This is a genomic window from Streptomyces sp. LN549 (assembly GCF_043203805.1).
Taxonomy (GTDB): domain Bacteria; phylum Actinomycetota; class Actinomycetes; order Streptomycetales; family Streptomycetaceae; genus Streptomyces.
The window spans coordinates 2030419-2046717 of sequence record NZ_JAZHRI010000002.1 but is presented as its reverse complement, the minus strand read 5'-3'; the positions used below and the strand labels follow the sequence as shown (position 1 = coordinate 2046717).

The 16299-nt window shown below is 71.3% G+C and carries 12 protein-coding genes and 1 pseudogene; 12 read left to right on the top strand and 1 reads right to left on the bottom strand.

From position 1 onward, the window contains the following. Nucleotides 1-166 precede the first annotated feature (166 nt). Together SH922_RS08985 and SH922_RS08980 are read left to right on the top strand one after the other, a co-directional pair. Nucleotides 167-1126, top strand: coding sequence for a 5-dehydro-4-deoxyglucarate dehydratase (locus tag SH922_RS08985; RefSeq protein ID WP_393056727.1), 960 nt, complete (start codon nt 167-169; stop codon nt 1124-1126). Continuing rightward, nucleotides 1123-2301, top strand: a complete 1179-nt coding sequence (locus SH922_RS08980) for a hypothetical protein (protein ID WP_393056725.1) — start codon at nt 1123-1125, stop codon at nt 2299-2301. Before SH922_RS08985 ends, SH922_RS08980 begins: the two co-directional genes overlap by 4 nt. Here SH922_RS08980 and SH922_RS08975 read toward each other — a convergent pair. Then, nucleotides 2291-3502 carry an MFS transporter gene (locus tag SH922_RS08975; RefSeq protein WP_393063501.1) on the bottom strand — a complete coding sequence of 404 codons (1212 nt, stop codon included), beginning with the start codon at nt 3500-3502 and terminating at the stop codon, nt 2291-2293. The two genes, SH922_RS08980 and SH922_RS08975, sit on opposite strands and share 11 nt — an antisense overlap. A 266-nt stretch (nt 3503-3768) precedes the next feature. On the opposite strand from SH922_RS08975, the gene SH922_RS08970 reads away from it, so the two are divergent. The 10 genes and pseudogenes from SH922_RS08970 to SH922_RS08925 all read left to right on the top strand — a co-directional run bounded on the left by SH922_RS08970 (nt 3769) and on the right by SH922_RS08925 (nt 16231). Further along, nucleotides 3769-4425, top strand: coding sequence for a GntR family transcriptional regulator (locus SH922_RS08970; RefSeq protein WP_393056723.1), 657 nt, complete (start codon nt 3769-3771; stop codon nt 4423-4425). Nucleotides 4426-4457: 32 nt separating this feature from the next. Next, nucleotides 4458-5360: a dihydrodipicolinate synthase family protein gene (locus SH922_RS08965; protein WP_393063500.1), complete on the top strand. Its 903-nt coding sequence runs from the start codon at nt 4458-4460 to the stop codon at nt 5358-5360. After that, nucleotides 5357-7084, top strand: coding sequence for an L-arabinonate dehydratase (araD, locus tag SH922_RS08960; protein ID WP_393056721.1), 1728 nt, complete (start codon nt 5357-5359; stop codon nt 7082-7084). Before SH922_RS08965 ends, araD begins: the two co-directional genes overlap by 4 nt. Before the next feature lie 156 nt (nt 7085-7240). After that, a complete protein-coding gene (locus SH922_RS08955; protein ID WP_393056719.1) occupies nt 7241-8170 on the top strand; it encodes a carbohydrate ABC transporter permease in 930 nt (309 codons plus the stop codon). Next, complete coding sequence (locus SH922_RS08950) at nt 8167-9087, top strand: carbohydrate ABC transporter permease (protein WP_393056717.1); 921 nt, start codon at nt 8167-8169, stop codon at nt 9085-9087. The genes SH922_RS08955 and SH922_RS08950 overlap by 4 nt, the downstream gene beginning before the upstream one ends. Before the next feature lie 5 nt (nt 9088-9092). Next, nucleotides 9093-10433: a polysaccharide lyase family 1 protein gene (locus SH922_RS08945; RefSeq protein ID WP_393056715.1), complete on the top strand. Its 1341-nt coding sequence runs from the start codon at nt 9093-9095 to the stop codon at nt 10431-10433. After that, nucleotides 10430-11575, top strand: a pseudogene (locus tag SH922_RS08940) (Gfo/Idh/MocA family protein); the annotation flags it as partial. The gene SH922_RS08945 and the pseudogene SH922_RS08940, both read left to right, overlap by 4 nt. A gap of 215 nt (nt 11576-11790) precedes the next feature. Next, the gene (locus SH922_RS08935) at nt 11791-12618 is read left to right on the top strand and encodes a PmoA family protein (protein ID WP_393056713.1); all 828 of its coding nucleotides are present in this window, start codon (nt 11791-11793) and stop codon (nt 12616-12618) included. After that, the gene (locus SH922_RS08930; RefSeq protein ID WP_393056711.1) at nt 12615-14177 is read left to right on the top strand and encodes a family 43 glycosylhydrolase; all 1563 of its coding nucleotides are present in this window, start codon (nt 12615-12617) and stop codon (nt 14175-14177) included. The genes SH922_RS08935 and SH922_RS08930 overlap by 4 nt, the downstream gene beginning before the upstream one ends. A gap of 53 nt (nt 14178-14230) precedes the next feature. Beyond that, a complete protein-coding gene (locus SH922_RS08925; RefSeq protein ID WP_393056709.1) occupies nt 14231-16231 on the top strand; it encodes a pectinesterase family protein in 2001 nt (666 codons plus the stop codon). Nucleotides 16232-16299 lie beyond the last annotated feature (68 nt).

Here is a 16299-nt window from a genome sequence, read left to right as displayed (position 1 = left end):
CGCCCCGGAGGGGCCTGGAACCCCATCACCGGGACACGGCGCCCCCGCGGGGTACCCGCTCCGTACTCGCCTTGACCCTGGTGAGCCGCTGCTCTAGCGTGAAGGCGTTCATGAATATGGACGTCAATCAGAATTGTGCACGCCTGAAACCGCTCAGGGAGCGCCCGTGACCTCAGCCCCACTTGCCGCCCGACTCACCGCTGTCGCCGGGCCGCTCTTCTTCCCCGTCACCGCCTACGGGCCGGACGGCTCCGTCGACCTGGACGCCTTCCGCGCGCACGTGCGCGCGGGCGTCGACGCCGGTGCCGCGGCCGTCTTCGCCTGCTGCGGGACGGGTGAGTTCCATGCCCTGACGCCCGAGGAATTCCGCCTCGTCGTCGGCGCGGCCGTCGAGGAGACCGCCGGTGAGGTGCCCGTCGTGGCGGGCGCCGGATACGGCACCGCCCTTGCGGTCCAGTTCGCGAAGCTCGCCGAGGAGGCCGGCGCGGACGGCCTCCTCGCCATGCCCCCGTACCTGGTCTTCGCCGACCAGGAGGGGCTGCTCGCCCACTACACGGCGCTCGCCGCCGCCACCGGCCTGGAGACGATCGTCTACCAGCGCGACAACGCCGTCTTCACCCCCGAGACCGTGGTCGCGCTGGCGCAGACGCCGGGCATCATCGGTCTCAAGGACGGTTACGGCGACCTCGACCTGATGCAGCGCATCGTCAGCGCAGTCCGTACCGGACTGCCGGGCCAGGACTTCCTCTACTTCAACGGGCTGCCCACGGCCGAGCTCACCGGTCTCGCCTACCGGGGCATCGGCGTCACGCTCTACTCCTCGGCCGTGTTCGCCTTCGCACCCGACATCGCACTGGCCTTCTACCGCGCCCTGGAGTCCGGCGACGACGATCTCGTCAACGCGCTGCTCGACACCTTCTACCGCCCGCTCGTCGAACTGCGGGCCAAGGGCCGCGGCTACGCCGTCTCGCTGGTCAAGGCGGCCGTCCGCCTCCAGGGCCTGGACGTCGGCGAGGTGCGCACCCCGCTCACCGAGCCGCCGGCCGCGCACATCAAGGAGCTGACGGAGATCATCGAAGCCGGCCGCGGGCTGCTGGAGCGCAGCGGCGCGGGGGAGCGCGGGTGAAGACGTCCGCCTTCCTCTACCCCTGGGACATCGTCGGGGATCCGGACGGGGCCGCCCGTGTCGCGGACCTCGGCGTCCAGCAGGTGACGCTCGCCGCCGCCTACCACTCCACCCGCGCGCTGACCCCGCGCCATCCCGCCCGCCGCATCGTCACGGCCGAGCACGCCGCGGTGCTCTACCCGCCGGACGCCGCCCGGTGGGCGGGGCGCGGGCTGCGCCCGTACACGCAGTCCTGGGTGGAATCGGCCGACGCCTACGCGGAGGCCGCCGAGGCGCTGGCCGCCGCCGGGCTCGACGTGCACAGCTGGGTCGTGCTCGCGCACAACTCCCGGCTGGGCGCGGAGCACCCCGACACCTCCGTGGTCAACGCCTACGGGGACCGCTACCCCTGGGCCCCCTGCATCGCGCAGCCCGCGGTCCGTGCGTATCTGGTGGACCTGGCCGCGGAGGCGGCGGTACGGGACGGGGCGCGCGGCACCGAACTGGAGTCGTGCGGCTGGTACGGCTTCGCGCATCTGCACGCCCACGACAAGATCGCGGGCGTCGGCCTCGGTGACGCGGCGCAGTACCTGATGTCGCTCTGCTTCTGTCCCGACTGCCGGGCCGGATACGGCGGTCAGGGGCTGGACGCCGAGGATCTGGGCCTGGCCGTGCGCCGCGCGCTGGAGCCGGTGTGGTCCGGTTCGGGCGCCCCGGAAGCGGGCTGGGACGGCATCGAGAAGCTGCTCGGTGCGGATCTCGCCGCCGCCACTCTCCGGTGGCGCACCCAGGTGGCCCGCGGACTCCAGGAGTCGGTGGTCGCCGCGGTGAGGGCGGCGGCCTCGCCTGATTTCCAGGTGCTGCTGCACGCCGACCCCGCGCCGTACCGCTCCGGTGCCAACGTGGGCGTCGACCCGGAGCACATCCTGTCCGTGGCGGACGGCGTGGTGCTGCCCTGCACCGGTGGTGACGCGGTTCGCGAGGCGGTGCTCGGCCCGTTCGCCGGCCGCGGGGGCGTCGTCGCGGCCAACCTCACCGTGGTGCGGGGGATGGGCGGCAGCCCCGGCACGCTGGAGCGCGACGCCGCCCACGCGGCCTCGCTCGGCGCGAACCAACTGCGCCTGTACCACGCGGGGCTGGCCTCGGACCCGGATCTCGAGGCCGTCGCAGCAGGGCTCTCACGCCTCAGCCGCTGACGCACGCGGGCCGGCGGGGGACCTTCTCCCGCCGGCCCGTGACCAGCCATGCCGCCGTCAGCAGTGCCGCCGCGCCCACCAGTGGCAGCAGCACCCGCACGTCCACCAGGGCGACCAGTCCCGCGCCGAGCGCCAGCGCCACCGCGTTGGGCGCCATCATCAGCGTGCCCGCGGTCGCGGCCGTCCGGCCCAGGACCGCGTCCGGGGTCTCCCGCTGCACCGCCGTCATCGCGGCGATCAGCACACACGGCAGGCCCATCCCGATCAGGCCGCACGCCACCAGTGCCACCGCGTCGTACGGCAGCGCCCGCAGGCCCACCGCCACCGCGAACAGGGTGATCCCCGCAGCCGTGAACACCCGCTCCGACAGTCGCCGCAGCAGTGGTCCGGCCAGCAGCCCGACCGTGACGGACCCGGCGCCCTGCACCGCGGAGAGCACACCCGCGTATGCGGGCGAGCGGTCGAGCACCCCGTCCACGACGGCGTACAGCGCCGCCCCGTTGAGCCCTGCGCACAGCATCGTGACCGCTCCGGCGAGCACCAGCGGCCGCACCACCGGCGACCCCCACACCTGCCGCATCCCGGAGGACCGTTGGCGGCCACCTTCCGTCGCCGGGGCCGGCCCCCGTACGCGCAGCAGTGCGTAGAGCCCCGCGGCCAGCGCGAAGGAGACCGCGTCCAGCAGGGCCACCGCGCCGCCCCCGAAGCGGGCGCAGAGCGCCGCGCCGGTGAGCGGGGCCACCAGCTTCATGCCCTCGTTCGCCATCATCCGCAAGCCGTTGAAGTCGCCCAGCAGGCGGGCGTCCACGGCCTGGGCGACCACGGCCGACTCGGCCGCGTCCATCAGGACGTGACCGGTCCCGTACACCAGGAGCACCGCGAACAGGATCCAGATCCGTCCTGCCGAGTCCACCGCGGTCAGCGTGGTCAGCAGCAGGGCCATGACGATGTTCGACCAGACCAGCAGTGGCTTCCTGGGCAGCCGGTCGGCCACCGTGCCGAGGGCCGGCCCGAAGAGCACCGGCAGCCAGACGGCGAAGAGGGCGAGCGCCGCGAGACTGTCGGAGCCCGTAAGGGACTTGACCCAGATCCCGGCGGCCAGTGACATCGCGGAGCTGCCGAAACCGGACACCACGACCGCCGCGAGGAACAGCCCGGCCGTCCGGTCCCGCAGTACCCGCCTGGTCGCCGACCCTGCCATTGCCTCCACCGAACCTCCCTGACCTGCACTTTCGTTGGGTGATCAGGCTGGCCGGTAAGGCAGTTGCGGGACATCGGGCGGATGCCGTAGGCCCGCTGGGCCGGGCGGCCCGCCACCGAGATCGGTGTAGGGCACACGTCGTAGTCCGGTGAATTTCTTCTGTCAGAAGCGTTGACGAAACATTCGCGGCGCCTCTAGCTTCATCGCGTCGTACTTCGTACGTCATATATGAGACGCGATACGCGAGATGCGAGAGCCCTTCACTCATGACCTTTGCGCCCACCCCGATTCCGTCCCGCACCCAGTACGTGCTGGAGGCGATCAAGCACGCGATCCTCACGGCGCAGCTGAGACCAGGGCAGGCGCTCGTCGAGACCGAACTCGCCGCGCAGTTCGGGGTGTCCAAGACCCCCGTCCGTGAGGCGCTCAAGACCCTCGCCGGTACCGGCCTGGTCGTCATGAGCCAGTACAAGGGCGCCATCGTGCGGCTGGTCGACGCGTCCATGGCCCGGGAGGTGTACGACGTGCGGCTGCTGCTCGAACCGGAGGCGCTGCGCCGCTCCATCACCCGCAAGGCCTCGCTCGACGAGGCCCAGGAGGCCCTGGAGCGCGCCGACTCGGCGCTCGACAAGGCCGACAGGTCGCTCGCCAACCGGGACTTCCACCGGGCGCTCTACCTCCCGTGCGGCAACCCGCTGCTGGCCCGGATGCTCGACGAGGTCCGCGACCAGGCCGCGCTCGTGTCGACGGTCGCGTGGTCGACGATCCCGTCGTGGGAGCGGGAGGCGGCCGAGCACCGGGAGATCCTGCGGCTCGCGCTCGCCGACGACGCGGACGCGGCGGCCGGGGCTCTGCACGACCACATCGCGTCGTTCGTGCGCCGTGCGTTCCCCGACGACGAAGACGGGGGTGACGCGGCGTGAACCAGCAGCACACCGACGAAAGGCCTGTCCGCATGGACCTCACACCGCTGAAGGCGGCCCTCGCAGATGTCGTGGCGATCCCGGTGACCCCGTTCGCCGGGGACGGCACCATCGACACGGCGGCGCACCGCGCCCTGCTGCGAAGGCTGCTCGACGGCGGCGTACGCATCCTCACCCCGAACGGCAACACCGGGGAGTTCTACGCGCTCACCCCCGAGGAGCGGCGCACCGTCACCGAGCTGACCATCGACGAGGCCGGCGGCCGTGCCACGATCCTGGTCGGTGTCGGGCACGACGTGCCGACCGCCGTCGCCGCCGCCGAGCACGCCCGCGACGCCGGAGCCGAGATGGTGATGGTGCACCAGCCCGTGCACCCGTACATCTCCCAGGACGGCTGGATCGACTACCACCGGGCCATCGCCGAGGCCGTCCCCGGGCTCGGTGTCGTCCCCTACATCCGCAACCCGCACCTCGACGGGGAATGCCTGGCGGTCCTCGCCGACAGCTGCCCCAACGTCATCGGCGTCAAGTACGCCGTTCCGGACGCCGCACGCTTCGCCGCGTTCGCCCGGGACGCGGGCCTGGACCGCTTCGTCTGGGTCGCGGGTCTCGCCGAGCTGTACGCCCCCGCCTACTTCTCCGCGGGTGCCACCGGATTCACCTCCGGTCTCGTCAACGTCGCCCCCGGTGTCTCGATCGCCATGCTGGAGGCGCTGCGGGCCGGCGACCATCCGGCCGCCATGAAGGTCTGGGAGCAGATCCGCCGCTTCGAGGAGCTGCGCGCCGACCGGCAGTCCGCCAACAACGTGACGGTCGTCAAGGAGGCCCTGGCCTCGCTCGGCCTGTGCAGCCGCGACGTGCGCCCGCCCAGCCGGGTGCTGCCCGAGGCGCAGCGCGCCGAGGTCGCCGACCAGGTCGCGGGGTGGTCCATATGACCGGCCGCATCGCCCCCGAGGAGCTGCGCAGTCACCAGTGGTACGGCACCGACGGGCTGCGCTCCTTCAGCCACCGGGCCCGCACCCGCCAGCTGGGCTACCTCCCCGAGGAGCACCTCGGCAAGCCGGTCATCGCGATCCTCAACACCTGGTCCGACATCAATCCGTGCCACGTGCATCTGCGCGACCGCGCGCAGGCGGTCAAGCGCGGTGTCTGGCAGGCCGGCGGCTTCCCGCTCGAATTCCCGGTCTCCACCCTCTCGGAGACGTTCCAGAAGCCGACCCCGATGCTCTACCGCAACATGCTGGCGATGGAGACGGAGGAGCTGCTGCGCTCCTACCCCGTCGACGGCGCGGTGCTGCTGGGTGGTTGCGACAAGTCGACGCCCGCACTGCTGATGGGCGCCGCCTCCGTCGACCTGCCGGCTGTCTTCGTGCCCGCCGGGCCGATGCTGCCGGGGCACTGGCGCAACGAAGTGCTGGGCTCCGGCACCGACATGTGGAAGTACTGGGACGACAAGCGGGCCGGACTCATCGGCGACTGCGAGATGGACGAACTGGAGAACGGGCTCGCCCGCTCACCCGGCCACTGCATGACGATGGGCACCGCCTCGACCCTCACCGCAGCCGCCGAGGCGCTCGGCGTCACCGTCCCCGGTGCCTCCTCCATCCCGGCCGTCGACTCCGGTCACGACCGGATGGCCGCGCAGTCGGGCCTCCGGATCGTCGAACTGGTGTGGCAGCAGCGGAAGCTGTCGACGATCCTCACCGCGGAGGCGTACGAGGACGCCGTCGCCACCGTCCTCGCGCTCGGCGGCTCCACCAACGCCGTCATCCATCTGATCGCGATGGCCGGCCGCTCCGGCATCAAGCTCACCCTCGACGACTTCGACCGCATCGCCCGCACCGTCCCGGTGCTGGCCAATCTGCGCCCCGGCGGGAAGTACCTCATGGAGGACTTCCACTTCGCCGGCGGACTGCCCGGGTTCCTGGCCCGGCTGACCGACGTACTGCATCTGGACCGGCCCACGGTCGCGCACGACACCCTGCGCGAACAGCTCGACGGCGCACTCGTGCACAACAGTGACGTCATCCGGGAACGCGACAACCCCCTGGCCGATGAGGGCGGCGTGGCGGTGCTGCGCGGCAACCTCTGCCCGGACGGGGCGGTCATCAAGCACATAGCCGCCGAGCCCCACCTGCTGCGCCACACCGGCCCCGCGGTCGTCTTCGACGACTACGAGGAGATGCAGCGCACCATCAACGACCCGGCGCTGGCCCTCACCCCGGACCATGTGCTGGTGCTTCGCAACGCCGGACCCAAGGGCGGTCCCGGCATGCCCGAGTACGGCATGCTGCCGATCCCCGACTATCTGCTGAAGCAGGGTGTGCGGGACATGGTGCGGATCTCCGACGCCCGGATGAGCGGCACCAGTTACGGGGCCTGCGTGCTGCACATCGCGCCCGAGTCCTATGTCGGCGGACCTCTCGCGCTGGTCCGCACCGGTGACTCCATCACCCTGGACGTCGAGGCGCGCCTGCTCCATCTCGACGTGACGGAAGAGGAGTTGACGCGCCGCAGGACCGAGTGGACGCCGCCGGCCACCCGTTACGAGCGCGGCTACGGGGCGCTCTACCACGACCAGATCACCCAGGCCGACACCGGCTGCGACTTCGCCTTCCTGGCCCGGCCGGGAGAAGTGCCCGACCCGTACGCCGGCTGAACGGCCCACCGGAATTCCGGCGCCCCGCCCCGTTCGGCATATCGAACACCATGCGGCAAGCGCTTGCGCACTACACGCATCAGTACGCAGCACCAGTACGCACAGCACCTCCCAGCACCACCTCGCACCCCGTACCTGAGAGAACGGAGACGTGTCATGGCCCAAGCCGCCGCTGTGGCCACACCGCCCAAGGTGCCCAAACGCCGCTCCGCGAGCCCCCGCCGACTGCCGTATCTGCTGATCGCCCCCGCGGGGCTGCTGATGCTGGGCTTCATCGCCTACCCGGTGGTCAGCGTCTTCTACTACAGCCTGCAGAACTACAACGTCACCAAGCCGTGGCGGAACGGCTTCGCGGGCTTCGACAACTTCACCCGGATCTTCACCGACGACGACCAGTTCTGGACGACGCTGGGCTTCAGCGCCCAGTGGGTGGTCGTCCAGGTCGCGCTCCAGCTCACCCTCGGGCTCGCACTCGCCCTGATCGTCAACCAGAGCTTCATCGGCCGCGGCATCTCCCGCGCCATGGTCTTCTCGCCGTGGGCCGTCTCCGGAGTGCTGACCAGCACCATCTGGATCCTGCTCTACAACTCGTCGACCGGATTCAGCCGCTACCTCGCGGACGCCGGGATCGGCGACTACGGCACCTCGGTGCTCTCCGACACCGGAACCGTCTTCTGGGCCGCGACCGTCGCCGAACTCTGGCGCGGAGTGCCCTTCTTCGCCATCCTCATCCTCGCCGACCTGCAGTCCGTCTCCAAGGAGCTGTACGAGGCGGCGTCCGTCGACGGCGCCGGGCGGATGCGCCAGTTCTTCCACATCACCCTGCCCCACCTGCGGGACGCGATCATCCTCTCCACACTGCTGCGCGGTGTCTGGGAGTTCAACAACGTCGACCTCCTCTACACCCTCACCGGTGGCGGACCGGCCGGCGAGACCACCACCCTGCCGCTCTACGTCGCCAACACCGGCATCGAGGGCCACGACTTCGGGTACGCCTCCGCGCTCACCACCGTCGCCTTCGTGATCCTCCTCTTCTGCTCGATCGTCTATCTGCGCCTGAGCAAGTTCGGAGGCGACCACAAGTGACTGCCGCACTGGCCGAGAAGAACGGCACCGACGCCGCACGACCGCCCGTCCGGGACAGCCGCCCCCCTTCCGCGCACCGGCGCGCCAAGCCCCGCCGCGAACGCGCCTTCGACGACGTGCCGCGCTGGCAGATCTACGTACCCCTCGGCATCTACCTCGTCTTCACCCTCATCCCGTTCTACTGGATGTTCCTGTTCGCCGTGCGCCCCTCGGGCTCCACCTCGCTGGTGCCCTGGCCGATGACCGGGGAGCACTTCTCCAAGGTCTGGAACGAGCGCAGCTTCGCCCTCTTCTTCCAGAACAGCATGATCGTCGGGGTCTGCACCCTGGTCAGTACGACGCTCGTCGCACTGGCCGGCGGCTACGCACTCGCCCGGTTCGACTTCAAGATCAAGAACGCCTTCATGCTGGCGCTGCTCTGCTCGCAGTTCATCCCGGGCGCACTGATGCTCGTACCGCTCTTCGAGATCTTCAAGAACCTCCAGTTGATCAACTCCCTGGGGAGCGTGGTCATCGCCGAGACGGTCTTCCAGCTGCCGCTCTCCATCATCCTGATCAGCGGGTTCATCAAGAACGTGCCCGCCACCCTGGAGGAGGCCGCCTGGGTGGACGGCTGCTCGCGCTTCCGGGCCTTCTGCGCGGTCGTGCTGCCGCTGCTGCGCCCCGGGCTCATCGCGGTCGGCTCCTTCGCCTTCGTGCACAGCTGGAACCACTTCCTGTTCGCCCTGATGTTCCTCAGCGAGCAGGACAAGCAGACGATCCCGGTCGGCCTGAACACCCTCATCGGCGCGGACAGCGTCGACCTGGGCGCGCTCGCCGCGGGCGGTGTCATCGCCGCGGTCCCCGTGGTGATCGTCTTCGCCTTCATCCAGAAGTGGCTGATCACCGGCTTCAGTGCCGGCGCCGTGAAGGGCTGACGCACATGACCGCACTCCGCACGCGACCGGTGCGCCGCACCGCCGCCGCGCTCACCCTCCTCCTGGCGGGCCTGACCTTCCAGCCGGGCGCCGAGGCCGCCACCGCGCAGCCGCCCGCCGCCCCCGCACGGGACCTGGGCCGTGAGGTCCTGGCCGACGGTGACGGCTGGGCCGCCGACGGCCCCGGCACCACCGGCGGCTCGACGGCCGACGACGCCCACGTCTTCACCGTGCGCAACCGCGCCCAGCTCGTCGCAGCGCTGGACGGCGGCAGCTCCGTACCGAAGATCATCAAGATCGCCGGGACGATCGACGCCAACACCGACGACCGCGGCCGCCCCCTGGACTGTGCCGACTACACGACCGGCGGATACGGCCTGAAGGCGTACCTCGCCGCCTACGCCCCGGCCACCTGGGGCGGCGCCAAGCCCACCGGCCCCCAGGAGGACGCCCGCAAGGCGTCCGCCGCCCGGCAGGCCGAACGGGTCGAGCTCCTGATCGGTTCGAACACCACCCTCGTCGGCCTCGGCCGGGGCGCCGGCATCAAGGGCGGCAGCCTCCAGGTCAGGGACGCCGACAACGTCATCGTGCGCAACCTCGAACTCCGCGACGCCTACGACTGCTTCCCCGCCTGGCAGCCCAACACCGGAGGTCTCGGCGACTGGAAGACCGCCTACGACACGCTGTGGCTGCGCGGCGCCACCCATGTCTGGGTCGACCACGTCACGGCAAGCGACAAGGGCCACCCCGACGACCGCGAGCCCACCTACTTCGGGCGCAACTACCTGCGCCACGACGGACTGCTCGACATCACCAACGGCGCCGACCTGGTCACCGTTTCCTGGAGCCGGTTCGCCGACCACGACAAGGCGATGCTGATCGGCAACGGTGACGGTGTCACCACCGACCGGGGCAAGCTGCGCGTCACCCTGCACCACAACGAGTTCGACTCCGTCGTGCAGCGCGCCCCGCGTGTCCGCTTCGGCCAGGTCCACCTCTACAACAACCACTACACCGTCCCCGCGGACGGTGAGTACCGCTACTCCCTCGGCGTCTCCACCGAGTCCCGCATCATCGCGGAGAACAACGCCTTCACCACCCCCGGCCATGTCGAGGTCGCCGACCTGGTGAAGAGCTGGAACGGCAGCCTGCTCCAGCAGCGCGGCACCGAGTTCAACGGATACCCGGTCGACCTGGTCTCCATCTACAACGCCTACAACTCCGGCAGCGAGCAGGACCTGGCCACCGACGCCGGCTGGACGCCCGCCCTGCACGGCCCGATCGATACCGCCGCCCGCGCCGCCGCCGACGTGGCCCGCGCGGCGGGAGCGGGGAGGATCGGATGAGTACGCGGCCGACCCCCCTGCCCATCGTCCTCGCGGGCGCCCGCGGCCACGGGCGCTGGCACCTCGCCAACATCCGCCGCCTTCAGCACCAGGGCCTCGTCCGGCTCGCCGGAGTCTGCGAGCTGAAGCCGCTCGACGACGGCGAACTCGACGCCTTCGCCGGTGAACTCCCCGAGCAGTCGGCTGACTTCGGCGCGCTCCTGGACTCCACCGGGGCCCGCGCCGCCGTCATCTGCACCCCGATCCAGACCCACACCGAACTGGCGCTCACCGCCGCAGGCCGCGGCGTCCACCTCCTGCTGGAGAAGCCTCCCGCCGCGACCCGCGCCGACTTCGGACGGATCCTGGCCGGGGTGCAGCACGCCGGCATCGCCTGCCAGGTCGGCTTCCAGTCCTTCGGCTCGCACGCCGTGCCCGCCATCCGCGAGCTCGTGCGCACCGGCGCCATCGGCACCGTCCAGGGCTACGGGGCCGCGGGCGCCTGGGTCCGGGACGAGGCCTACTACCGGCGGGCACCCTGGGCCGGGCGGCGCCGGATCGGTGACACCGACGTCGTCGACGGGGTCCTGACCAACCCGCTCGCCCACGCCGTCGCCACCGCCCTCGAACTCGCCGGCAGCGGCACGGCCCAGGACGTCGCCGGAGTCGAGACCGAGCTGTTCCGCGCCCACGACATCGAGGCCGACGACACCTCCTGCGTACGCATCACCACCACGGCCGGGATCCCGGTCACCGCCGCCGTCACCCTCTGCGCGGAACAGGCCGGGGAGCCCTATGTGATCGTCCACGGCGACCGCGGCCGGATCACCTTCTGGTACAAGCAGGACCGGGTCCTCGTCCAGCGCGCCGGACACGGCCCCGAGGAGGCGGTGCACGGAAGGACCGACCTCCTGGAGAACCTCGTCGACCACCTGGTGCGGGACGCCGCCCTGCTCGTACCGCCGCACCGCACCGGCGCGTTCATGGAGGTCGTCGAGGCCGTACGGACCGCCCCCGAGCCGCTCGCGCTGCCGGCCGACGCCTGGTACACCGCGACCGCCTCCGCCGCCCCCCGCCGGGTGGTGCGCGGGATCGACGGACTGGTCGCGGCGGGCGCCGACACCCTCACGCTCTTCTCCGAACTCGGCGTCCCCTGGGCGCTCAGGTCCTGTCTGGAGTTCCCCCGCGGCGTCGCGGCGTCCGGCACCGCCGCCTCCGGCGTTGTCGTCAGTCGCCGACTCCCCCATGGCCTCAATGGCATGGGAGGGGCCCCCTCCGCGTCGGCTCCCTCCTCCGCCTTGGATTCGACGGCACCGGACGCCGCTCCTTCTCCCGCGCCGGAACCCCAGACAGGACCTACCACCGAGGTGAGTTCATCGTGACGACCACCGCACTGCTGAGCTGCGCCGGCCGCCCGGTCGGCCGCTACACCTACCTCCCCGCCGCCGACGGCCGCCCCTACCTCCACCCGGTCACCACCCTCGCCGGCACCCCCGTCACCGAGGAGCGCCCGGCCGACCACCTCCACCACCTGGGCACCTCCGTCGCCGTCCCGGACGTCGCAGGGCACAACTTCTGGGGCGGCCGCACCTTCGTCCGCGACCAGGGCCCCACCGCGCTGGACAACCACGGCGTCCAGCGCCACCTCGGCTGGAAGCTCCGCGACCCGGACGGATTCGTCGAGGAGCTCAGCTGGGAGGCCGGCGACACCGAACTGCTGCGGGAGCACCGCACGGTCGCCACCGCCGAACTCTCCCAGGCCGCCTGGGCCCTGGACTTCTCCTTCTCGCTCACCAACCGCGGCACCTCGGACCTGTCGATCGGCAGCCCCGCCACCAACGGCCGGCCGGGCGCCGGATACGGCGGCTTCTTCTGGCGCGCCCCCAAGGAGGCATCGGCGCCCACCGTGTTCAGCGGGTCCGCGGACGGCGAGGAGGCGGTGCACGGGCAGGCGGCCGACTGGGTGGCGATGAGCGGTGACGGCTGGACCCTGGTCTTCGCCGGGGCCACCGAGGAGACCCGCCGGGACCCGTGGTTCGTGCGGACCACCGAGTACCCGGGCGTCGGCTCCTCCCTCGCCGCCGCCCACCGGCTCCCCGTCCCGGCGGGCGCGACGATCGTGCGCCGGGTCGTCACCGTCATCGCGGACGGCCGGCTCGACCGTGCCGAGGCCGCCGCCTACGTCCGCCGGGCGGTGACCGCGTGAGCGCGGCCGGGCAGCGCCCCTGGACCGCCGACCTCGGTGACGGCACCTACCGCAACCCGGTGCTGAACGCCGACTGGTCCGACCCCGACGTGGTGCGGGTCGGCGACGACTTCTACCTCACGGCCTCCAGCTTCGGCCGGGTCCCCGGACTGCCGCTGCTGCACTCGCGCGACCTCGTCAACTGGACCCTCATCGGCCACGCCCTGGACCGGCTGGAGCCGGCCGCAGACTTCGCCGTGCCCCGCCACGACTGCGGGGTGTGGGCGCCGTCGCTGCGACACCATGCCGGACGGTTCTGGATCTTCTGGGGCGACCCCGACCACGGCATCCAGCAGATCAACGCCGAGGACATCCGCGGCCCGTGGAGCGCACCCCATCTGGTCAAGGCGGGCAAGGGACTGATCGACGCCTGCCCGCTCTGGGACGAGGAGACCGGCGAGGCCTATCTCGTGCACGCCTGGGCCAAGTCCCGCTCCGGGATCAAGAACCGGCTCACCGGTCACCGGATGAGCCCCGACGGTCGGGAACTCCTCGACGAGGGCAAGACCCTGATCGACGCCGACACGATCCCCGGCTGGTTCACCCTGGAGGGCCCCAAGCTCTACCGGCGGGACGGCGAATTCTGGATCCTCGCCCCGGCCGGCGGGGTCACGACCGGCTGGCAGGGTGCCTTCCGCTCCCGGGAGTTCTTCGGGCCGTACGAGGAACGCGTCGTCCTCGCGCAGGGCCGCACCGAGGTCAACGGGCCGCACCAGGGCGGCTGGGTCACGACCGCGGCCGGTGAGGACTGGTTCCTGCACTTCCAGGAGCGCGGGGCGTACGGGCGGGTGGTCCACCTCCAGCCCATGCGCTGGGACGCGGAGGACGGCGGCTGGCCGGTCATCGGCGACGGGGGAGAGCCCGTCTCCGTGCACACCAAACCATCCGCGCCCGAGCAGTCCGCCGCCGCCCCGGCCGCCGGCGACAGTTTCCCGGGCGGCCGGTACGGCAGGCAGTGGCAGTGGACCGCCAATCCGCGCCCCGGCTGGACCGTCGAGCACGGCGGGGACGGGCTGCGGCTCAGCTGCGTACGGACCGCGTACGCACACGATCTGCGGGCCCTGCCCAACGTGCTGGTCCAGCGGCTGCCCGCCGAGACGTTCACCGTCGAGGCAGAGCTCGCCCTCGGCAGCGAGGTGGCGGGGGCCAAGGCCGGTCTCGCGGTGCTCGGGGACGCGTTCAGCTGGATCGGCCTGGAGCGGTCGGCGGACGGTACGGACGGCGGGATCCGGCTCGTGCACCGGTACGCCGAGACGGTCGCCGAACACGAACGCGACGCCGCACACGGCAGGCCGGCCCCCGAGGGCAGGGTCCGGCTCCGGATCGAGGTCACCCCCGGCGCCCGCTGCCGCTTCTTCGCCGACACCGGGGACGGGACCGGATGGCAGCCCTCGGGCCAGGTATTCGCCGCGACGCCGTGGCGCTGGGTCGGGGCCCTGCTCGGACTGTTCGCCACCGCACCGCCCGGGACGGGGCCGGCCGGGACGGCCTGCTTCACCGGATTCCGCACCACCGCATGACCCGTACGGAGCACATCCGCCCTGCCTGATCCGCATGTACAGGAGCCGCATCGATGCACCTGAGCAACAAGCGCACCAGAGCACGAACCCTTGCCGCGGCCTTCGCCCTGGCCGCCGCGTTCCTCGTCCCGTCCGCCCCCTCGGCCGGCGCCGCCGCACAGCCGGCCGGCCCCGGCGCAGCGCACGACACCTGGTCCGACACCCCGCACGGCTTCGCCTCCCTGGCCGGCGGGACCACCGGAGGCAGCGGCGGCAAGGTCGTCACGGTCTCCACCCAGGCCGACCTGGCGGCGTACGCGGCGGCGCCGGAGCCCTACGTCATCCGGGTCGCCGGAGCCGTCGTCGTCGAACCGTTCGGCCACGACATCGTGGTGGCCTCCGACAAGACCATCGTCGGCGTCGGCGACACCGGGGAGATCGTCCACGGCGAACTGCACCTGAACCCCGGCACCCACAACGTCATCATCCGCAACCTCACCATCCGGGACTCGTACGTCGACGGCGACTGGGACGGCAAGACCACCGACTTCGACGCCATCCAGATGGACTCGGTCGACCACATCTGGATCGACCACAACCGCCTCACGCACATGGGCGACGGACTGCTCGACATCCGCAAGGACAGCGAGTACATCACCGTCTCGTACAACCACTTCAGCAACCACAACAAGGCGTTCGGCATCGGCTGGACCGAGAACGTCAAGACGCAGATCACCCTCGACCACAACTGGTTCGAGGGCACCAAGCAGCGCAACCCCTCCGCCGACAACTGCGCCTACGCCCACCTCTACAACAACTACCTCTCCGCGCAGGTCGCGGACGGCGACCCGGTGTGGACGTACGGAAACTGGGCGCGCGGCGCCACGAAGATGGTCATCGAGAACAGCTACTACCGGGACGTCCAGCACCCGTACCAGGCGGACGCCACGGCCGAGCTGGTCCAGCGCGGCTCGATCCTGAAGAACACCACGGGCCGCACGGACGCCTGGGGGACCGCCTTCGACCCGCGCGACTTCTACCCGTACCACCTGGACCGCGCGGCCGACGTGCCGAAGCTGGTCACCCGTGACGCGGGTCCGCAGAAGGACATCGGCACCGAGACCGTGCTCCGGGTCCCCGGCGCGTACGCCACCGTGCAGGCCGCCGTGGACGCGGTGCCGCAGGGCAACGACGGCCGGATCACCGTACGGATCGCCCCCGGCACCTATCGCGAGCACGTCAGGATCGGGAAGAACCAGCCGTACGTCTCGCTCGTCGGCACGGGCAGGAGCCGCTCGGACACGCTCGTCGTCTTCGACACCCCGCAGGGCGAACTCAAGCCGGACGGCACCACCCAGGGCTCCTGGGGCAGCGCGACCGTCGTCGTCGAGGGACACGACTTCAGCGCCCGCAACCTCACCTTCTCCAACGACTTCGACGAGGCCGCCGTCGAGCTGAGCGGCGAGCAGGCCCTCGCCGTGAAGACCACCGGCGACCGGCTGACCTTCGAGAACACGGCCTTCCTCGGCAACCAGGACACCCTGATGACCGACACCCCGGTCCTCACCCAGAAGGCCCGGGTGTACCTCAGGGACGTCTACATCGAGGGCGACGTCGACTTCATCTACGGCCGCGCCACCACGGTCGTCGAGCACTCCGTTATCAAGGCGCTGAGCCGTGGCTCGGCCACCAACAACGGCTACATCACGGCCGCCTCGACGTGGAAGGACAACCCGTACGGCTTCCTGATCACCCGCAGCCGGATCATCAGCGACGCCCCCGCGGACACCTTCCACCTCGGCCGGCCCTGGCACCCGAGCGGCAACCCCGACGCGGTCGGCCAGGTACTGATCCGCGAAACCCTCCTGCCCGCGGCGGTCAAGGCCACGCCGTGGAGCGAGATGGGCGGATTCCCGTGGCAGGACGCCCGGTTCACCGAGTACCGGACCCACGGGCCCGGCGCCGCGGTGACCGCGGACCGTCCGCAGATGTCCGACGCGGACGCCGCACACCACCAGGTCTCCGACTACCTCAGGGGCGAGGACGGCTGGGCGCCGCAGGGCACCCACCGCTGAATCCCGGAGTTCGGCACACCCCCCATGCAGTGCGCACGACACAACAGAGAACCGAGAGAGAAGAGCCG

Excerpts from the sequence above, each read along its gene's own strand:
- SH922_RS08975 (WP_393063501.1), bottom strand. The coding sequence starts at position 3,502 with ATGGCAGGGTCGGCGACCAGGCGGGTACTGCGGGACCGGACGGCCGGG.
- SH922_RS08970 (WP_393056723.1), top strand. The coding sequence starts at position 3,769 with ATGACCTTTGCGCCCACCCCGATTCCGTCCCGCACCCAGTACGTGCTG.
- SH922_RS08965 (WP_393063500.1), top strand. The coding sequence starts at position 4,458 with ATGGACCTCACACCGCTGAAGGCGGCCCTCGCAGATGTCGTGGCGATC.
- araD (WP_393056721.1), top strand. The coding sequence starts at position 5,357 with ATGACCGGCCGCATCGCCCCCGAGGAGCTGCGCAGTCACCAGTGGTAC.
- SH922_RS08955 (WP_393056719.1), top strand. The coding sequence starts at position 7,241 with ATGGCCCAAGCCGCCGCTGTGGCCACACCGCCCAAGGTGCCCAAACGC.
- SH922_RS08945 (WP_393056715.1), top strand. The coding sequence starts at position 9,093 with ATGACCGCACTCCGCACGCGACCGGTGCGCCGCACCGCCGCCGCGCTC.
- SH922_RS08925 (WP_393056709.1), top strand. The coding sequence starts at position 14,231 with ATGCACCTGAGCAACAAGCGCACCAGAGCACGAACCCTTGCCGCGGCC.